This is a genomic window from Roseovarius sp. THAF8 (assembly GCF_009363735.1).
In the GTDB taxonomy this organism is placed as follows: domain Bacteria; phylum Pseudomonadota; class Alphaproteobacteria; order Rhodobacterales; family Rhodobacteraceae; genus Roseovarius.
Genome location: NZ_CP045412.1, coordinates 65,837 through 83,182, shown reverse-complemented (window position 1 = coordinate 83,182; position 17,346 = coordinate 65,837). Strand labels below are relative to the sequence as shown.

Below are 17,346 nucleotides of genomic sequence, written 5' to 3'. Positions count from 1 at the left end.
GGGCCAAGCTGCCGCTTCGAGATCACAACTCTGACCCGCCTTCGAGTGATCAAAAAAGATTAGGAATAATGATGAACTCAGGACGAACCGAAGAGAACCTGCTTGAGGTGAACAATATCGAGGTGATCTACAACCACGTGATCCTCGTGCTGAAGGGCGTGAGCCTGAGCGTGCCCAAGGGCGGGATAACCGCGCTTTTGGGCGGCAACGGGGCGGGCAAGACCACCACGCTGAAGGCGGTTTCCAACCTGCTGAAATCCGAGCGGGGCGAGGTGACCAAGGGCAACATCCGGTACCGCGGGGAGCGGGTGCAGGACCTTGTGCCGTCGGAGCTGGTGAAGAAGGGCGTGATCCAGGTGATGGAGGGGCGCCATTGCTTCGAGCACCTGACGGTGGAGGAGAACCTGCTGACCGGGGCCTATACGCGCGGGTCGAGCAAGGGGGAGATCGAGAAGGATCTGGACCTTGTCTACGAATATTTTCCGCGCCTGAAGGAGCGGCGGAAGAGCCAGGCGGGCTATACCTCGGGTGGGGAGCAGCAGATGTGCGCGATCGGGCGGGCGCTGATGTCGCGGCCCGAGACGATCCTGCTGGACGAGCCCAGCATGGGGCTGGCGCCGCAGCTGGTGGAGCAGATTTTCGGGATTGTGAAGTCGCTGAACGAGGAGGAGGGCTATACCTTCCTGCTGGCCGAGCAGAACACCAACGTGGCGCTGCGGTTCGCGCAGTATGGATATATCCTGGAGAGCGGGCGCGTAGTGATGGACGGGCCCGCGAAGGAATTGCGCGAGAACCCGGATGTGAAGGAATTCTACCTGGGCATGTCGGACGAGGGGCGCAAATCGTTCCGCGACGTGCGCAGCTATCGCCGCCGCAAGCGGTGGCTGAGTTGAGGCGCAGGTCGGGAAGGGCCCGAAGCGGCCGGTGGAGAGCAAGGAGATGAGCCAGTTTTACGACGACCTTAAGACGCGGAGTCCCGATGCGCGGGCGGCGGCCATATCCGAAGCGCTGGGCGCGCAGATCGAACGGGCGCAAGGATTGCCGGGTTACGGCGACACGCTGGCGGGGGTCGCGCCGGGGGATATCAAGAGCGTGGCCGATCTGGCCGGGTTGCCGGTGCTGCGCAAGGCGGACCTGGGACAGGCGCAGAAGGCCGCGCCGCCCTTTGGCGGGCTGACGGCGGGGCCGGTCTCGGGCTTTGCGCATGTGTTCCAGAGCCCCGGGCCGATCTATGAGCCGGGCGGCACGGGGAATGACTGGTGGCGGATGGGGCGGTTCCTGCATGCGTGCGGGGTGGGCGCGGGCGATATCGTGCAGAACTGTTTCGGCTATCACCTGACGCCCGCCGGCATGATGTTCGAGAACGGCGCGCGGGCCGTGGGGGCCACGGTGCTGCCCGCCGGGACGGGGCAGACCGAGCTTCAGGTGCAGGCGGCGCATGACATCGGGACCACGGCCTATGCCGGGACGCCGGATTACCTGAAGGTGATCCTGGACAAGGCGGACGAGATGGGATTGCGCCTGAGCATCACCAAGGCCGCCGTGGGGGGCGGGGCGCTGTTTCCGTCGCTGCGGCAGGAGTACGCGGACCGGGGCATCACCTGCCTGCAATGCTATGCCACCGCCGATCTGGGCAACATCGCCTATGAAAGCGCGGCGCAGGAGGGGATGATCGTCGACGAAGGCGTGATCGTTGAGATCGTGACGCCCGGCACTGGCACGCCGGTGGCGCCCGGAGAGGTTGGCGAGGTGGTGGTGACCACGCTGAACCCGGATTATCCGCTGATCCGTTTTGCCACTGGCGACCTGAGCGCTGTGATGGAAGGGGAAAGCCCCTGCGGACGGACCAACATGCGCATCAAGGGCTGGATGGGACGGGCCGACCAGACCACCAAGATCAAGGGCATGTTCGTGCGCCCCGAGCAGGTAGCTGCATTGGTGGCCAAGCACGCCGAGATCGCGCGGGCAAGGGTGGTGGCCAGCCGCGAGGGCGAGATGGACGTGATGACCGTGCAGATCGAGGCCGAGGGCGGCGGGCCCGAGGCCTATGCGGCGACGGTTACGGATGTGCTGAAGCTGAAGGGCCGGATCGAGGTGGTGGCCAAGGGAAGCCTGCCCAACGATGGCAAGGTGATCGAGGACCTGCGCAGCTATGACTAAGTCTCAAATGACGGCCTCATCAACGTTGCGATCGGCTTTTTGGCCCGCTTCAATCGCGGCCCAGCAATTTTAATACTGCTATGCGCTGAAAGCTGAATAAGTCTCGAAATACAACTGTTCGCAAAAATGGTGTTGTCACAGTAACTCAAGCAGCCTTCAGGTTGGCGTGCCGATTTTACATCAAGCGACGTTGGCCGCGATTTTCCATGCCTCGAAAGCTTCTGACCTGCACCCCTGAAAAGTCCTCGACTTGAGATTAGCCTGTTCTCCAACTGATGTGCTACCCAACGCGCCCTCGGCCGTTGTCAGATGTCATGGTGCTGTTATTTCTCGGACTCTTGCCTCAAAAAGCTGAGCAAAATCAGTTACTGGTTGTGCCTGTCCGGGATCAGCGCCCATGGTACAGATCGGCGTGATTGCATAACGGAGGATTTCTGGCTCATCTGAACCGTCAAGGAGTGAAGATGAGACACAAATCCGGAACACCAAAAGGGTCGACCGAAAAGGTCGTCAAGGACATCCGACGCAAGACGCGGCGCCAGTTCAGCGCGGAGGAGAAGATCCGCATCGTGCTGGAAGGTCTGCGCGGCGAAATCAGTATCGCGGAACTCTGTCGTCGCGAGGGGATTGCTACGAGCCTTTACTACAGTTGGTCGAAGGAGTTCCTCGAGGCCGGCAAGAAGCAGCTCGCTGGCGATACGACACGTCAGGCCACAGCGCCGGAGGTGAAGGAGTTGCGCTCGGAGTCGGCGGCGCTCAAGGAGGCGGTCGCCGATCTGATGCTCGAGAACCGATTGCTCAAAAAAAGCATGCTCGGGGATGGGGACGACGACGCATGAGGGCATTGCCAAGTTGATCACGTGGTTCCGTCGGGATAGGCGGTCATCATGAAAACCGTGCCGACAATGCGACGCCTGAAGGGCTTTCGTTTTCCCCGCGAGATCATCTCCTATGCCGTCTGGGCTTACCATCGGTTTGCGCTGAGCACGGCAGATGTCGAGGATCTGCTGGCCGAACGCGGCGTGATGGTCAGCCGGGAAACCGTCCGGAACTGGGTGAACCGGTTTGGCCGCCATTTCACCGATTGCATCAAGCGCGACAGGCCGGGCGCCAGTGACAAATGGGACTTGGATGAAGTCGTTATTCCGATCAATGGCGTGAAGTTATGGCTTTGGCGGGCAGTCGACGCGAATGGAAATGTGCTCGACATCCTTGTGCAAAAGCAACGTAATGCAAAGGTCGCCAGCCGGTTCCTGAAGCAGCTGATCGACCGGTTCGGTGCACCGCGGATCGTGATCACCGACAAGCTGCGCAGTTACATCAGGCCGATCCGCAACCTCGTGGCGAATGCTGATCATCGGGCGCACAAGAGCTTGAACAACCGGATCGAAGGATCCCATCGGCCAACTCGAAAACGAGAGAAACTCATGGGGCGGTTCAAATCACCCGGACAGGCTCAGAGGTTTCTGATCGCACATGACCAGATCAACACGATCTTCTGTCCCCGCCGCTATCGTCTTACCGCCAAATCGTACCGCCACGCCCGATCCGATGCCTTTGATCTTTGGAACAGCTACGCAATCGAGATGACCGCATGACGGGCGCGGAGCAGGCCGCTTTCAGCCGGGTGCAAATAAGTTGGCAATGCCCTTTCCGGAGCTTCGCAGGGTCGCGGATCACCAGTAGGAGGGGAAATGATCCTCTCCGTAAGCGGTCCGATCGCGACCAGCGTTTTCCCGGCGCCTGTTAGCGCGGCCGTGCCAGCCCAGCGGGGTCCCCGCAAGGCTGGCACCAATGTCGTATCAATCGAGTTGAGCGATCAGCAACTCGGCCACCGTGTCGGAGGACATCGGGTTCTGCCCGCTGATGAGGCGACCGTCCTGAACCGCCTTCGGTTTCATGTCAGGGCCCGGTTGGAAGTCCGCGCCAAGCTCGCGCAGGCGGGTCTCGAGGAGGAAAGGAACGACGGCCTCGAGGCCGGTGCCCTTCTCTTCGCTGTCGGTGAATGCCGAGACCTTGCGCCCCTTCACGAGCGGTTCGCCATTGACCTTGACACCGACGAAGGCCGCGGGACCATGGCACACCGAGGCGAGCACCTTGCCTTTCTCCCAGGCGGCCGACAGGAATTGCGCGACCTCGTCGGAAGAGGCGAGGTCCCAGACAGCACCGTGGCCACCGGGGATGAAGACTGCATCGAAATCGCCCGGCCGCTGGTCGGAAAGCGATGCGGGCGCCTCGAGCAGCGCCATGGCGGCCTTATCCTTCTTGAAACGGGCATCGGCGCCGTCGCCCTGCGGCTCCGAGTTCGGGTCCACGGGGATGGGTGCGCCGCCCAGCGTTGCGACGGTGATGTCGTGACCAGCATCCTTCAGCGCGAAATAAGGGGCGGCCAGTTCCTCGAGCCAGACGCCGGTCTTGTTGCCCGTCTCGCCGAGTTCGGCATGGGCGGTGGAGAGAATGAGGATCTTTGACATGTTTGTGTCTCCTTGTGTTCAGTGCTGAATGTCAGTCCCAATCGGGCGCGAGTGCGTCCGGCGAGACGATGCGCCCATCCGGGCGTGTGAGGGCATCAATGCGCGCGATCTCTTCGGCCGTGAGGTTGATCTCGGCGGCGGCAAGGTTGCCGGCAAGGCGTGACGTCTTTGCAGTTTTGGGAACAGCGACGCCGAGCGGTTTCGCGAGTAGCCAAGCCACCGAGATGGCCGCCGGTGTGGTGCCGTGCGCGGTTGCGATCTCCTTCAATGTCTTGTCTTCCATCACCGCCCCCTGGGCGAGCGGCGAATAGGCTTCGAACGGGATTTTGCGCGTGCCCATGTGCGCGAGCAGCCTGGACTGGTCCAGGAACGGGTGAAGCTCAATCTGGTTGGCGGCCAGCGGCGCTTCAAGGGTGGTCTCGCTCTCTTTCAGTTGCGCGATCGTGAAGTTCGACACGCCGCCAAAGCGAACCTTGCCCTCGGCGATGAGGGCGTCGAGCACGGGCAGAGTCTCCGACAGCGGCACCGTGCGCGAGGGCCAGTGAAGCAGGAGCAGGTCGATGTAATCCGTGCCGAGCGCGGCCAGCGAGCGCTCTGTGGCGGCGCGGAAATCACCGGCGGCGAAGTGCTCGGGCAGGATCTTGGTGGTCACGAAGACCTGGTTACGGGGCACGTCCGCGGCGCGGATCCCGGCTCCTACCTCTTCTTCGTTGCCATAGGCCTGCGCGGTGTCGATATGCCGGTAGCCCTCGGCAAGCGCGGCGGCGACGATGTCGCGTGTCTCGCCTTCGGGCATCTTGAACGTGCCTAGACCAAGGTTCGGGATGGCGGCGGGGCCGATGGGTTTGATCGTCATTGTATGGTGTCCTTTTCGATTTGGGTGGTCGGAACGGCGGTCAGGGCGGGATCGTTCCACGCCTCAAGGCACGTAATGCGCAGAACCTGTTTCATGAGGGTGCTCCTTTCATTTGCAATTTGTGGAACCGGACGCGGTCACTCGGCGGCGACCGGGTGGCTGCGCCTGGCCAGGCCGCCGGACAGCCGGACCAGCGCAATGCCGGCGAGGACGACTACGGCGCCGATGAAGGGCGTCGCGGCAAGGCCGATGCCATCGACCACGAGGCCACCGGCCCAGGCCCCCACGGCTATGCCGAGGTTGAACGCACCGATATTGAGGCCCGAGGCCACGTCGACCGCGCCGGGGGCGACCTCCCGCGCGATGGCGACGGTGTAGCTCTGCAGCGGCGGCACGTTGGCAAAGGCAAAGCCACCCCAGACCGCCACGACGGCGATCGCTGCGACCGGCGAGGCGAGCGCCACACCAAGTGCTGCGAGAGACGCGGCGAGCCCCGCGAAGATGAGCGTCAGTGCCGGAACCGGGCCGGTCCGGTCGGCCAGCTTGCCGCCAAGGATGTTGCCCGCCGCCACGGAGGCCCCGTAGAGCAGGATCACGAGGCTGACCGCTCCGGCCGACAGGCCCGTCACATCCGTCAGCATCGGCGCAAGATAGGTGAAGGCGATAAAGTTGCCGCCATAACCCACCGCCGTGATCAGGTAGACAAGCAGCAGTCGCGGCGAGGTCAGAACCTGCATCTGCGCCTTGAGCGACGGGGGCGCACCGCGGCGCAGATTGTTGGGCACCAGCACGGCGCTCGCGATCAGGCCGATCAGGCCGAGGGCGACAACCCCGAGGAAGGTCGACTGCCACCCGAAGGTCTGGCCGATCCAGGTGCCGAAGGGCACCCCGGTGACAAGCGCGACCGTCAGGCCGAGAAAGACCGTGGCGATGGCCGAACTCTCCTTCTCGCGCTCCACCAGATCGGTCGCGATGGTCGAGGCAATGGCAAAGAAGACACCGTGGGCTAGCCCGGTGACGAAACGCGCCGCGATCAGGCTGCCATAGCCCGGGGCGACCGCGGCAAAGGCATTGCCGGCGATGAACAGGGTCAGCAGCGCAAGCAGAAGCGTCTTGCGCGGCAGCTTGCCGGCCAGTGCGGTCAGGACCGGGGCGCCGATGGTGACGCCAAGCGCGTAGAGGCTGACAAGCAGCCCGGCAGAGGGCAGCGAGACGCCGAGGTCTGCGGCGATGGTGGGGATGAGGCCGACGATAACGAACTCGGTCGTCCCGACGGCAAAGGCGCTGATGGTGAGCGCCCAGAGGGCAAGTGGCATGGGTCTGATCTCCGGATTGGGAATTTTGTCTCGACCGGAGAGATGGCAGGCCGTAGCCTTTGCGGGAACAGAAGATGGCGGAAAGGGTCATTGCGCCAAATGCACGAATTACCTCAGACCCGGGACCTCGTGGCCTTTGTCGCGATCGTCGAGGATAACGGCTTTGCCGAGGCGTCCCGGCGCTTGGGGGTCGCGCCCTCGACCCTCAGCCGGACGGTGAGTCGGCTGGAACAGCAGCTGGGCGTGACGCTTCTGCGCCGCACGACGCGGATGATCGAAATGACGCCCGAGGGGCGCGATTTCCTGGACACTGCGCGCGACATCCTCGCCCGGGCTGAGGCGCTTGCGGAGCTGGGCACCAGCGGGCGCACCCCGCGCGGGCCGTTGCGTGTCAACGCACCGGTGCCCTTTTTGCTGCACGCCATCGCGCCACGCTTGCCCGAGTTCCGCGCCCGCTATCCCGAGATCCGCTTGCGGTTCGACATGACCGACGATGTGATTGACCTGATCGGCGCCCATGCCGATGTCGCCATCCGGTTCGGGCCGCTGGAAGACAGTGACCTGCTGAAGCGGCCTTTGGGTCGAACTCCGTGGAAACTCGTCGCGGCTCCGCACTACCTCGACGCGCAGGGATGGCCAGAGATGCCGGGTGATCTCGCGCGACTGGCGCAGGTGCGGTTCTCGGCGCCTGCCCATATCAACCTGCTGGAGTTTCGCGGCATGGACCACCCCGTCGAGGTTCCCGCCGCTGTAGAGGCCTCGAACGGGGAAGCGGTCCGGCGGCTTGTGGTCGCCGGCTGCGGTATCGCACGGTTCTCCGACTTCATGGTCGCCGAGGATCTGAAAGCGGGCCGGCTGGTCGAGCTTTTCCCCGGCGAGGTCACGGCCGAGCCGCTGGAGATGACCGCACTCTATCTCACGCGCGCATCGGGTTTGCGGCGGCTGGCCGTCTTTCTGGACTGGCTGAAAGAAATCGTGACGTAGCGCTGCGCGCGAGGGTCTCGGGGGCGCATGTCAGAACGACTGAACCTGACAAGCCCCGTTCATGTGCCGTGCGGGACAGCTACCCGAGCGCGGCCCGCAGCGCCTGCGCGAGACGCTTGGCGGCCTCGATCGCGGCGTCGTCGCGCAAAGGCCAGGCCTGGGTCAGGCCCTCGATGATCACGAACAGTTCGGTCTCGGCCGCACTAAGACCGGTCGCCGCGGCCGCGCAGGACGCGACCTCGGCTTTGTGGCGTTCCAGAAGGGCGCGCAGGGGCAGGCTGTTCGGGTCGGCAGCCACGGCGGCATGAAACAGGCAGCCATGCCAGGTTTCGGTCACCATCCATACTCAGTCCGGCAGGCCGATGCCCGCACAGGCGCTTTCATCGCCGCCGCAACAATCCTTTAGCAGGAACCGCACCAGCGCGTTCACCGCATCAAATCGCGGGGCATACTGAATCTCGCGGTGGTGGCGTTCAGTGCTGACCAAACCAGCGCGTTTCAGCGTGGCCAAGTGCCCCGACAGGGTCGAGGGCTTGATGTTCAGCAGGCGCCCCACCTCCATCGCTGGTGTACCCGCCGGGCCGCGCTGTACCAGCAGCCGAAAGATCTCGAGCCGGGTGTCATGGGCAAGGGCGCTGAAAGCGTCGATGGCGAAAGGTTGATCCATATTTCGTCATTACGCGAAATGAAGTGTGTTGACAAGCCAGCCCGTGCTGGCGTACCCATCAATCAATTCGTGAATACGCGAAGTGACGAAATTATGACACCGGAGCCTGCCATGTCTGACACCGCCGCCCCGGTCCCCATGGGCCGTTTTGAGCGCCTCCTGACCCTCTGGGTTGCGATCGCCATGATCGTAGGCATCGCCATCGGCACCGTGGCCCCCAGCATGATCAGCACCATTGCCGCGGCTGAGGTCGCGTCGATCAACCTTGTCGTTGCCGTGCTGATTTGGGCGATGGTCTATCCGATGATGGTCAGCGTAGATTTCGGGGCCATTGCCGGAGTCGCGCGCCAACCCAAGGGGTTGCTGGTCACGCTGGCGGTCAACTGGCTGATCAAGCCCTTCACCATGGCCTTATTGGCCGTGCTGTTCTTTGACTATGTCTTCGCGCCTTGGATCGCGCCCGAAGATGCGGCGCAATACATCGCCGGGCTGATCCTGCTGGGGGCGGCGCCCTGCACCGCGATGGTGTTCGTCTGGAGCCAGCTGACCCGGGGCGATGCCACCTATACGCTGGTGCAGGTGTCGGTGAACGACCTGATCATGGTGGTGGCTTTCGCGCCCATCGTCGCGTTGCTGCTCGGCGTGACCGAGATCGTGGTGCCTTGGAATACGCTGGTTCTGGCAACGGTGCTTTACGTGGTTCTGCCGCTCGTCGCGGGCCTGCTGACACGTCGCGCCCTGGGGACCGAGGCAGCCATTGGCGCCTTCACCGCGCGGATCAAGCCGCTGTCGATGATCGGACTGATCGCGACGGTTGCCATCCTTTTCGGCCTGCAGGGCGACACCATCCTGTCGCGCCCAGGTATCATAGCTCTGATCGCCGTTCCGATCCTGATCCAGAGCTACGGGATCTTCGCGCTGGCCTACGGCGCGGCCTACCTGCTAAAGGTGCCGCACCGGATCGCCGCGCCCTGCGCCATGATCGGCACGTCGAACTTCTTTGAACTGGCGGTGGCCGTGGCGATCAGCCTCTTCGGTCTGCACTCCGGCGCGGCGCTGGCCACGGTCGTGGGGGTGCTGGTCGAAGTGCCGGTCATGCTTTCGCTGGTTGCTTTCGCGAACCGCACCCGGGCGCGCTTTCCTGAAGCCGCAGGTGGAGTCTGATCCATGATCGTCATCCACCACAACCCCGACTGCGGGACCTCGCGCAATGTGCTGGCCTTCATTCGCGCCGCCGGGGTGGAGCCGGTCGTCATCGACTACCTGTTCGAGGGCTGGACCCGCCCGCAGCTTCTGGCGCTGTTTGCCGCCGCCGATCTGACCCCGCGCGAGGCGTTGCGCGAAACGAGATCCCCGGCGCAGGAACTGGGGTTGCTGGCAGATGGCATTTCGGACGAGACGATCTTGAACGCGATGCTGGAGCATCCGATCCTCGTGAACCGTCCGATCGTCTGCAGCCCGAAGGGAGTGCGTCTGTGCCGCCCGTCCGAAACCGTTTTCGACCTGCTCGATCACTTGCCACCCGGGCCGCTCCATAAGGAAGACGGCCAGATGGTGATCGACAAGACCGGAGCCCGCCCATGACCCGGGCCGATGTTTACTGCGGCCGGGCAGAAACCATCCTCGCACGATGAAAGGAGATTAAGGAAAAGACAATCGGGAAACGCCGCTTGCTGCACCGACAGACAGCGGCATAGACTGAAGCCACAACGAGCCAGATCCTCCGCTACCGATTAGGCAGCACTGTTCCAAATCATCTGACGACGGACAAGACCCAGACTGCATAGGCGATGATCTCGCGCATATAACGAAACCCCAAGAGGCGAGGCATCTTGGAAGGTATCTTCATGCGTGAGGCCTAACTAGTTCAGTACACGCAAACAAGTTGGCTATGCCATATCGAGGCATGCGCTTTCGCCAACCTCGGGTAACAGATTGCGACACCTTTTCCCCAGGCTGGCTGAGTTGCACCATCATTGCTAACCTACTGGAACTCTTCAAACTGCAGGTTGATCCAAATCATGCGTATTTGAAAGCTTGTTTCCCGCCGTGTCGAAAGGGTCATCCACGAACGGCCAGCATTCGGAGCCAGGGCCAAGGTATCTGAATGTCGTGAAGTCAGGCGACGCGCCGCCGGGCGTCGCGGCCTGGATGACGCGTGTGGTGATGGCCCGGAACGGAGCATAGAAATGAAAGGTTGACTTCACCACCACCAGCTTTTTTGTGGCAAGCCGAATGCCCATCTGTTCGAACGCCTCGGGGTGATAAACCTGCGTGCGCAGATCATTGACCAGCAGGTCGACGCCGTTTGCGAGGCGCAGCCAGACCATTGTACCCAGCGGCTCCAGACCTTCGCCAAGGTGCTGACCAAGGCCTGACGCGACATGCACCACCTCGGCGTCTATATCGACTGGATCGCCCGAATCCGGCCCGACCTTGCCGCCGAGCCGAAGCGACAACCGTGCGCCACGACCCGCATCCTTGCAGATGCGCAGCACGACCGGATCCCAGTAGAACCCTGCCGCCACGTCCGAAAGTCCGCGCTTCAGAACCTCACGCAGTACGAAGGTCGCGTCGCCGGGCGCGCCCGCGCCCGAATTGTCGCCCATGTCGGCCAGAACGATTGGTCCGTCAGTCGACGTCATCGCGCGGTCTAATGCCGTGTCGAGATCCGGGTATGAAGCGTTGACAGCATCGCGCCGGGCAAAGAATGCCTTGCCGAAATTCTCGGCCGTCCGCGCAGCAAGCTCGGCATCATTATCCGTGATGACCAGAACACGGGTCCCGACATCGGCTACGTCAGCCCAGGGAAAGCCGTGGGCCAAAGAGACAGACAGAATGCCCGGCTGCGCTTCAAGAGCGTGCATTTCGCGTACGACCTCTTGCATCTCGCCTTCCTTGGTCAGGTAAAGGCCCAGCATACGGCAATCGAACATGCCGCTGACGGGGCGGATTTCCTCGCGCGTCATCCGAAGCGCCAGATCGAAAAGCTCCCGCGCACGCGGGGCCGCGTCGTCGTGCGGGTATTCCTTGAACGTCACGATCAAGTCCGCTGCCGAGAGCATGTCTTCGGTCAGGTGACAATGCAGGTCGAGGCTGACGCCGATGATGGCATCAGGGCAAAGGCTGCGTACGGCCTGCAGGATGTCGCCCTCGCAATCCTCGACGTGTTGGGCAACCATCGCGCCATGCAGTTGCAGCAGGATCACGTCGGCCCCGCTGGCTTGCTCAAGATCCGACAGGATCTCGCCCCGCAGCGCATCATAGGTGGAGGCGATGGTGGGCCCGGCGGGCTCGGCAATCGCGGCGAGGCTTTCTGTCACCTCCCACCCCATGGCTTCGGCGCGCCTGCGCCACAGGTGCAGCGCTTCGGTCATCAGGTTGGGCGAATCTTGCGTCGCCGTGCCGTGGCGCAGGTAAAACTCCTCGAAGCCGGACATGGCCGTCGGCATGGGCGAGAACGTGTTCGTCTCGGTCGATAGCGTCGCCATGAAGAGCTTCATCGCCGGCCCCTGTTCTGTCTTGTCTCATGTCTTGCGACCCAACTTGTCAGGGCCGCACCGGCCGGGTTTGCTACCGGCCGGTCACTTTGTTCAAAACGTGGCCGATCTTCAGACCTTCCACCACCGCTCCATGAACTTCGCACCGTCGAGGTCTTGGTTCGAGGCGAATGTGTCGGGCGTTCTGACCGCGTCGCTGGTGGCAAATACGTATGAGGCGAACATCGGTATGGCGACGCCGCCCTTGTTGGCTACGATGTCCTGCATTTCGAAATACATCTCGCGGCGCTTGGCCTCATCAAGCTCGGCCCGGGCCTCGACCAACAGAGAATCGAACCGCTCGTTGGACCAGAAACTCTCGTTCCACGACACCCCGGACTTGAAGGCGAGAGAGAACATCAGATCCTCCACTGGACGGCCGGCCCAGTAACTCGCGCACCAGGGAGCTTTCTTCCAAATGTCGCTCCAGTAGCCGTCGTTGGGCTCGCGCGAGACCTCGACGTTGATGCCACATTCCTTGGCCGAGTTCTGGATCAGGAGTGCTGCATCAATCGCCCCGGGGAAGGCAGCATCGGAGGCGGAAAGCCGGACATCCAGACTGTCGAGGCCGGCCTGTTTCAGGAAGTGCTTTGCCTTGTCGGGGTCATAGGCTTTCTGTCTTAGCTCGGTGTTGAAGAACCGCTGGCCCGAGCCGATGGGGTGGTCATTGCCCACGCTACCGTAGCCGAAGAGAATTTTTTCGACCAGTTCCTCGCGGTCGATGCCCCACTTTATCGCCTGGTGGACGTTGTTGTCGTCGAAGGGCGATGTGTTGGTCAACATCGGGAAGGAATAATGCTGGGTGCCCGCGACAGAGTGAAGGTTGATCCCCGGTTTCCTGGCGAAGAGTGTTGCTGTCTTCAGGTCGACCTTGTTGATGATATCCACGTCGCCAGAGACTGCGGCGGTCATTCGGGCGTTGGTGTCCAGCAGGGTCAGCAGGCGCCAGTTTTCGACGTGTCCGACGGCATCTGTCCAATGATTTTCGAAACGGGACAGGTCCGCCGAGACGCCCGGATCGAAATTGTCCAGACGGTACGCGCCGCAGCCGATGCCGGACTGCCAGTCGATCTCGCCGTCCGCAGACGGCAGGATCGGGAAGTGGTAATCGCTGAGCGCTGCCGGAAAATCCGCGTTGCCGGCGTCGAGTTCGAAAATGACTGTATCTGACCCATCGGCGCGGATTTCCGTGACGTTGGCCACCAGAGGCGCACCCGCGGACTCGGACTGCTCGCCACGATGGTAGTTGATGGAGGCGATGACATCTTCGACGGTAACCGGCTTGCCGTTATGGAATTCGACCCCTTGGCGGAGTTTGAAAGTCCATACCTTTGCATCCGGCGACGCTTCCCAGGATTCGGCGATGGAGGGTCGCACGGCACTGTTGGCATCGATCTCGGTCAGATAACCGTTTACACCGAGAGCCAGAGGAATAAGGAATCCTGCCTCGAGCCTACCTGGGTCCAGCGTGTCGGTCGTAGCTCCGTGGCCGATGCCGACGGTTAGCATGCCACCCTTTTGTGGCGTGGCGGCGGCAGCGCGGTCTGCGAGGCCGGTTGCGGCAGCCACACCAAGCCCAATGGCCAATGCACCGCGCATGAAGTCGCGACGTCCGATCTGGCGCGAATTCAGGCGGGTCTGGAGTAGGCTGAGATACTGTTGCTTGTTCATGTCGAGGTCTCCCATTGCGTTCTCGTTTGCCAAGGGATCGGCCGAATCCTTTTGCAAAACAACTAAGCGGCTTTATGCTTTCTTGAGCGACTTTAAGCGACTTGCGGAAGAAGTTTCATGACAGAGCATCTTGCCGAGAACCTGAGATATCTTTGTGCCGAGAAACCCTCGGTCGCTCAGGTCTGTCGCGAGATCGGGATCAATCACCAACAATTCAGCAAGTATCTGGCGGGGCGCGCACGACCTTCGGCGCATAACCTGCGCAGGATCAGCACGTATTTTGGCCTGGACGATGCGCAGTTGTTGGGCCCCCATGACAGGCTGGTCGACGCGGTCACAAGGCGGCAGCGATCCCTTTCGGACAGGCGCAAGGACCCGTTCGCCGTGGCCTTTCCCGGCGATCTTGCAAAGCTGCGTCCGCTCCTGGGCACGTATCAAGTGCATTTCCTTTCCCCTGCAGCACCGGGCAGCATCGTGGTGAATGCCGCATTTCTTGATGAACGCGATGGGCTCGTGCACACACGGCTTATCGAAACCATGCCAGACACGGCCGCCAGCGCCCGCCGCTGGACTCGGTGCGACGGCAAGGCGGCCTATCATAGTGGGCGGATCTTCGTGATCGATTACGAGGAAAAGAACGAAGGCGCGTTCACGATGTCGATCCTGATCCCGCCCCACCGGCACAATAAACAGTTGTTGTTCGGAAAGATGTCCTTCCTGGCGTCCTTGCCTCGCCGGACGCCCTTTGCCTCGGACGTTGTGTGGAAGCGAGTGGGCGACTACAGATCCACACGCGACGTTTTGCGGTCCTGCGGGATCTACGAGGAGAATAGCCGCAAGATCGACCCGGTTATCAGAAAGTACCTGGCGACAGGACGTGAAGATATATCATTGTAGCGCAAGTCGACCGCGCTCGAAGCCCAAATAGTTTCCCTATTACCCACGAGAAAAAGTAGGAGGCGTGCCAAGTTCGAGTGCGACAGCTTCGCGGGACCTTCCTAATGTTCGCTGCGAGTGCTCGATTCTCCCCGCGACTGCGCGGGACGTCGGGAGGAAGGGCTGAGAACCGATATTCGTCGTGGCGGAGATGAACGGCTACTCAATGCAAATGACGGCAAAACCTGTACTGAACTCATATCAAAGCAGAGTCCAATGTCGAACGAACACATTGAAGACGCGGCGCTGGAAGTTCTTTACCGCGCCGTGTTCTGTTGAGTGGGGCTTGCCTCTTGAAGCTTGTCAATCTTTGAAAATTTCGTCCGGTTATTTGGACAAGGTAAAGCTTCGGTCGATCAAGCGTTTGATTTCATCCAGTTCAACGGTGCCATCGAGGATCACAGTCAACCAGTGTTCCTTATTCATGTGATATGCTGGAAAAAACCCGACCTTCTTTCGCAACGCGCCGATTTCATCGGGATCGGCCTTGATGTCGAGAATGTCTATGCTCCTGTCACCCTCCAGGCCAATCCTGTGCGCGGGCACGTCCATGACGAGCGCGAACCATTTGTCATTCTCCTTGTGTCGCAGGACGAAGTAGCTGGGATACTTCTCGAAGGGCCGATCGGGCTCGACGTCATATTCCTCTTTCCCGTATGCGATGACATCATTTCTGACACTCTTCATATCCGCCTCCTCTTTCATTGGTCGGTATTTCGCTTTTGATTTTCAATCGACGACTCGCCGGTGTCGCTGGGCCGCCCGATCATGGCTGCCAGCGGGCCCGCGCTTATTCCGTGCAGAACGATGCTTGCCGCGATTGTCAGCACAGTAACCTCGAAGATCGGCCCGTCGGTTGTGATGACGCCTTCGTCAAGAAGCAGCATCAGGAAGGCAATGCTGGCCAACCCCCTCGGCCCGAACCACCCGACGAAAGCGCGTTGGCTGGCTGGAAGCCCCGATGCGATCAGCGCGACCATGGCTGGTCCCATGCGCACCGCCGTCAGAAACAGGATGGAAAGCACCGCCATTGACCATGTTGCCGACGCCCAAACAATCGGGATGCAGAAGACGCCGAAGGCAATCCATGTGAGTGCCGACACAACATTTGCCAGACCTTCCGAGGTTTCGATCAGCTTGAACCGCCGCTTCTGGTTGTCGAAGGACACAACGACACCGGACACGAAGGCCGCGATGAACCCGCTGCCGCCCAGGGACTGGGCCAGGGCAAAGGAGGATATCGCAAGGGCGACAAAAGGCACGAGAAGCCATGATCCAACCACGAAAAAGCGGCCCTTGGTCGTGTTGGCAAACCAGATAAAGGCGAAGCCGACCGCGGCCCCGACCCCTGTGCCTATCCCAAGCTCCTCGGAGAGAAATCGCAATAACATGGGCGCGGCGGCCTCATCCGATTGCGCCCCCACCGCCAGGGCGCCCAGAGTTAGCAGAAGCGGCACGCAAATCCCGTCATTCAGACCGCTTTCAACCTCGATCCCAAGGGCAACCTCCTCAGGCACATCGGGGTTGGTGGCGACAGGCCGGGCGAGATCAGCATCAGTTGGCGCCAGCACCACTGCCAACAAAGCGGCCTCGACCCAGCCGATACCGGGCAGCATTAGCCAAGCGGCAATCCCCCCAAGGACGATCGACGCAGGCAATGCAATTGCGATGAGACGGACAGGCGTGCCGAGGTCCCGTCGCAGGGCGCGGAAATCCATCCTGGCGCTTTCCGTGCACAAGACGATGGCGAGGGTTACCTCTGCATAGATCCGAAGCAGCAGGCCTGCCGCCTCGGCGGATATCGTGCCTAACCCGACGGTGCTGGCCGCAACGCCCACGAGCAGGAAGAACATGGCACTGCTGAAGGACAGGCGGTTCAGCAGGCGACCCAGTCCACCATAGACCAGGAAAGCGACGCCGACAGTGGCCAGCGCCACATAGGTCGATGGGGTGACGGTATAGCTGTCTATCACGGCATCAGGTCATCAGGGATCGAGAGATACGACTTGCCTTCGATCAGGTGGCCGGTTCGGCTTTTCCCCTGGCGTGCGCCATCCGGTCCGTAGGTTCCCCATTGCTTCCAGTAGAAATGCACATTCTGTGTCAGGCATTGGTCCCGCAAGGAGGCGACCCAACCGGGCATACACCGCCGCGCCTTGGGGCCGCTCTCACCACCGCCCACGACAAGCCGAATGCCGTCAAGATCCAGGGGGCCGAGGTCTTCGAGCAAGGGTTCGCAACAGATGTGCTTGTTGCGTCCGTCGATCGCCTGCAAATCCTTCAACCGGGGCAGGCCGTATGCCCGATCATCCACCGTGACCCCGAACCACAGATTGTCGGGGACGCGGCGCTTGTCGAAATAGGCGCGCATCCGGTCGGCACGTTTGGTCAGGATGTAGAAATTGTGCCAATGCCCCCGCTCGACAATATCCATGATCCGGTCGATGTCTGCGTCGGTCGCATCCTCGTGGAAGGTGTCGCTCATCGAGTTGATGAACCAGAAAGTCGGTTTCCTGCGCTTCAGCGGGTCTGCCCGTTCCAATCGATCATGCTGCACCGTGAACCGGAAACCGTTTGCGTAGCCCGCCGTCCCCCACTTCTGGAGTTTCTTGGCCATGGTTTCCGCGTAACAATGCTTGCAACCAGGAGAGATCTTGGTGCAGCCGGTAAAGGCGTTCCAGGTCTTCGCATCGATCTTCATGTCCTGATCGTAGGAAATCTGCCCGGTCTTCATTGTGGTCAT

General features: G+C 61.7%; 17 protein-coding genes and 2 pseudogenes. 8 read left to right on the top strand and 11 right to left on the bottom strand.

Translation table 11 applies throughout. From position 1 onward, the window contains the following. Positions 1–68 precede the first annotated feature (68 nt). From FIU85_RS21180 to FIU85_RS21165, 4 genes and pseudogenes are all read left to right on the top strand, one after another. Positions 69–893, top strand: coding sequence for an ABC transporter ATP-binding protein (locus FIU85_RS21180; protein WP_152498413.1), 825 nt, complete (start codon positions 69–71; stop codon positions 891–893). 46 nt (positions 894–939) lie between these two features. Next, positions 940–2,160, top strand: a complete 1,221-nt coding sequence (locus FIU85_RS21175) for a phenylacetate--CoA ligase family protein (protein WP_152498412.1) — start codon at positions 940–942, stop codon at positions 2,158–2,160. A 464-nt stretch (positions 2,161–2,624) separates the two neighbouring features. After that, positions 2,625–3,001 (top strand): annotated as a pseudogene (locus FIU85_RS21170) (transposase); the annotation flags it as partial. Between the two features lie 46 nt (positions 3,002–3,047). Then, positions 3,048–3,758 (top strand): IS6 family transposase, encoded by a 711-nt coding sequence (locus tag FIU85_RS21165; protein WP_152498411.1) that lies wholly within the window; start codon positions 3,048–3,050, stop codon positions 3,756–3,758. A 204-nt stretch (positions 3,759–3,962) separates the two neighbouring features. Here the strand turns inward: FIU85_RS21165 and FIU85_RS21160 are convergent, their stop codons facing one another. The 3 genes from FIU85_RS21160 to FIU85_RS21150 all read right to left on the bottom strand — a co-directional run bounded on the left by FIU85_RS21160 (position 3,963) and on the right by FIU85_RS21150 (position 6,806). Next, positions 3,963–4,634 carry a type 1 glutamine amidotransferase domain-containing protein gene (locus tag FIU85_RS21160; protein ID WP_152498410.1) on the bottom strand — a complete coding sequence of 224 codons (672 nt, stop codon included), beginning with the start codon at positions 4,632–4,634 and terminating at the stop codon, positions 3,963–3,965. A gap of 31 nt (positions 4,635–4,665) precedes the next feature. Further along, positions 4,666–5,490 (bottom strand): aldo/keto reductase, encoded by an 825-nt coding sequence (locus tag FIU85_RS21155; protein WP_152498409.1) that lies wholly within the window; start codon positions 5,488–5,490, stop codon positions 4,666–4,668. Positions 5,491–5,627: 137 nt separating this feature from the next. Then, positions 5,628–6,806, bottom strand: coding sequence for an MFS transporter (locus FIU85_RS21150; RefSeq protein WP_152498408.1), 1,179 nt, complete (start codon positions 6,804–6,806; stop codon positions 5,628–5,630). Between the two features lie 99 nt (positions 6,807–6,905). On the opposite strand from FIU85_RS21150, the gene FIU85_RS21145 reads away from it, so the two are divergent. Next, on the top strand, positions 6,906–7,790 hold the full coding sequence (locus tag FIU85_RS21145; protein WP_152498407.1) for a LysR family transcriptional regulator: 885 nt from the start codon (positions 6,906–6,908) through the stop codon (positions 7,788–7,790). A gap of 79 nt (positions 7,791–7,869) precedes the next feature. Here the strand turns inward: FIU85_RS21145 and FIU85_RS21140 are convergent, their stop codons facing one another. Both FIU85_RS21140 and FIU85_RS21135 read right to left on the bottom strand, forming a co-directional pair. Beyond that, positions 7,870–8,130, bottom strand: coding sequence for a hypothetical protein (locus FIU85_RS21140; protein ID WP_254703083.1), 261 nt, complete (start codon positions 8,128–8,130; stop codon positions 7,870–7,872). Positions 8,131–8,136: 6 nt separating this feature from the next. Then, positions 8,137–8,457: a helix-turn-helix transcriptional regulator gene (locus FIU85_RS21135; RefSeq protein ID WP_152498406.1), complete on the bottom strand. Its 321-nt coding sequence runs from the start codon at positions 8,455–8,457 to the stop codon at positions 8,137–8,139. A gap of 111 nt (positions 8,458–8,568) precedes the next feature. On the opposite strand from FIU85_RS21135, the gene arsB reads away from it, so the two are divergent. Further along, on the top strand, positions 8,569–9,621 hold the full coding sequence (arsB, locus tag FIU85_RS21130; RefSeq protein WP_152498405.1) for an ACR3 family arsenite efflux transporter: 1,053 nt from the start codon (positions 8,569–8,571) through the stop codon (positions 9,619–9,621). Between the two features lie 3 nt (positions 9,622–9,624). Further along, positions 9,625–10,041 (top strand): arsenate reductase family protein, encoded by a 417-nt coding sequence (locus tag FIU85_RS21125; protein WP_152498404.1) that lies wholly within the window; start codon positions 9,625–9,627, stop codon positions 10,039–10,041. 190 nt (positions 10,042–10,231) lie between these two features. Here FIU85_RS21125 and FIU85_RS21120 read toward each other — a convergent pair. From FIU85_RS21120 to FIU85_RS21110, 3 genes and pseudogenes are all read right to left on the bottom strand, one after another. Then, positions 10,232–10,306: pseudogene (locus tag FIU85_RS21120) on the bottom strand (IS6 family transposase); the annotation flags it as partial. Positions 10,307–10,454: 148 nt separating this feature from the next. Next, complete coding sequence (locus FIU85_RS21115) at positions 10,455–11,960, bottom strand: M81 family metallopeptidase (RefSeq protein ID WP_152498403.1); 1,506 nt, start codon at positions 11,958–11,960, stop codon at positions 10,455–10,457. A 108-nt stretch (positions 11,961–12,068) separates the two neighbouring features. Continuing rightward, on the bottom strand, positions 12,069–13,682 hold the full coding sequence (locus tag FIU85_RS21110) for an ABC transporter substrate-binding protein (RefSeq protein ID WP_254703082.1): 1,614 nt from the start codon (positions 13,680–13,682) through the stop codon (positions 12,069–12,071). 102 nt (positions 13,683–13,784) lie between these two features. Here FIU85_RS21110 and FIU85_RS21105 point away from each other — a divergent pair, with 102 nt between their 5' ends. After that, positions 13,785–14,564, top strand: a complete 780-nt coding sequence (locus FIU85_RS21105; protein WP_152498401.1) for a helix-turn-helix domain-containing protein — start codon at positions 13,785–13,787, stop codon at positions 14,562–14,564. 366 nt (positions 14,565–14,930) lie between these two features. Here the strand turns inward: FIU85_RS21105 and FIU85_RS21100 are convergent, their stop codons facing one another. From FIU85_RS21100 to FIU85_RS21090, 3 genes are read right to left on the bottom strand one after another with little or no spacing between them, the layout of a single operon-like run. Next, positions 14,931–15,308 (bottom strand): MmcQ/YjbR family DNA-binding protein, encoded by a 378-nt coding sequence (locus FIU85_RS21100; protein ID WP_254703081.1) that lies wholly within the window; start codon positions 15,306–15,308, stop codon positions 14,931–14,933. Beyond that, positions 15,305–16,576 carry a sodium:proton antiporter gene (locus FIU85_RS21095; RefSeq protein ID WP_152498399.1) on the bottom strand — a complete coding sequence of 424 codons (1,272 nt, stop codon included), beginning with the start codon at positions 16,574–16,576 and terminating at the stop codon, positions 15,305–15,307. The genes FIU85_RS21100 and FIU85_RS21095 overlap by 4 nt, the downstream gene beginning before the upstream one ends. Continuing rightward, entirely contained in the window at positions 16,573–17,346 is a 774-nt protein-coding gene (locus FIU85_RS21090) for a DUF5131 family protein (RefSeq protein ID WP_254703080.1), read from the bottom strand. The genes FIU85_RS21095 and FIU85_RS21090 overlap by 4 nt, the downstream gene beginning before the upstream one ends.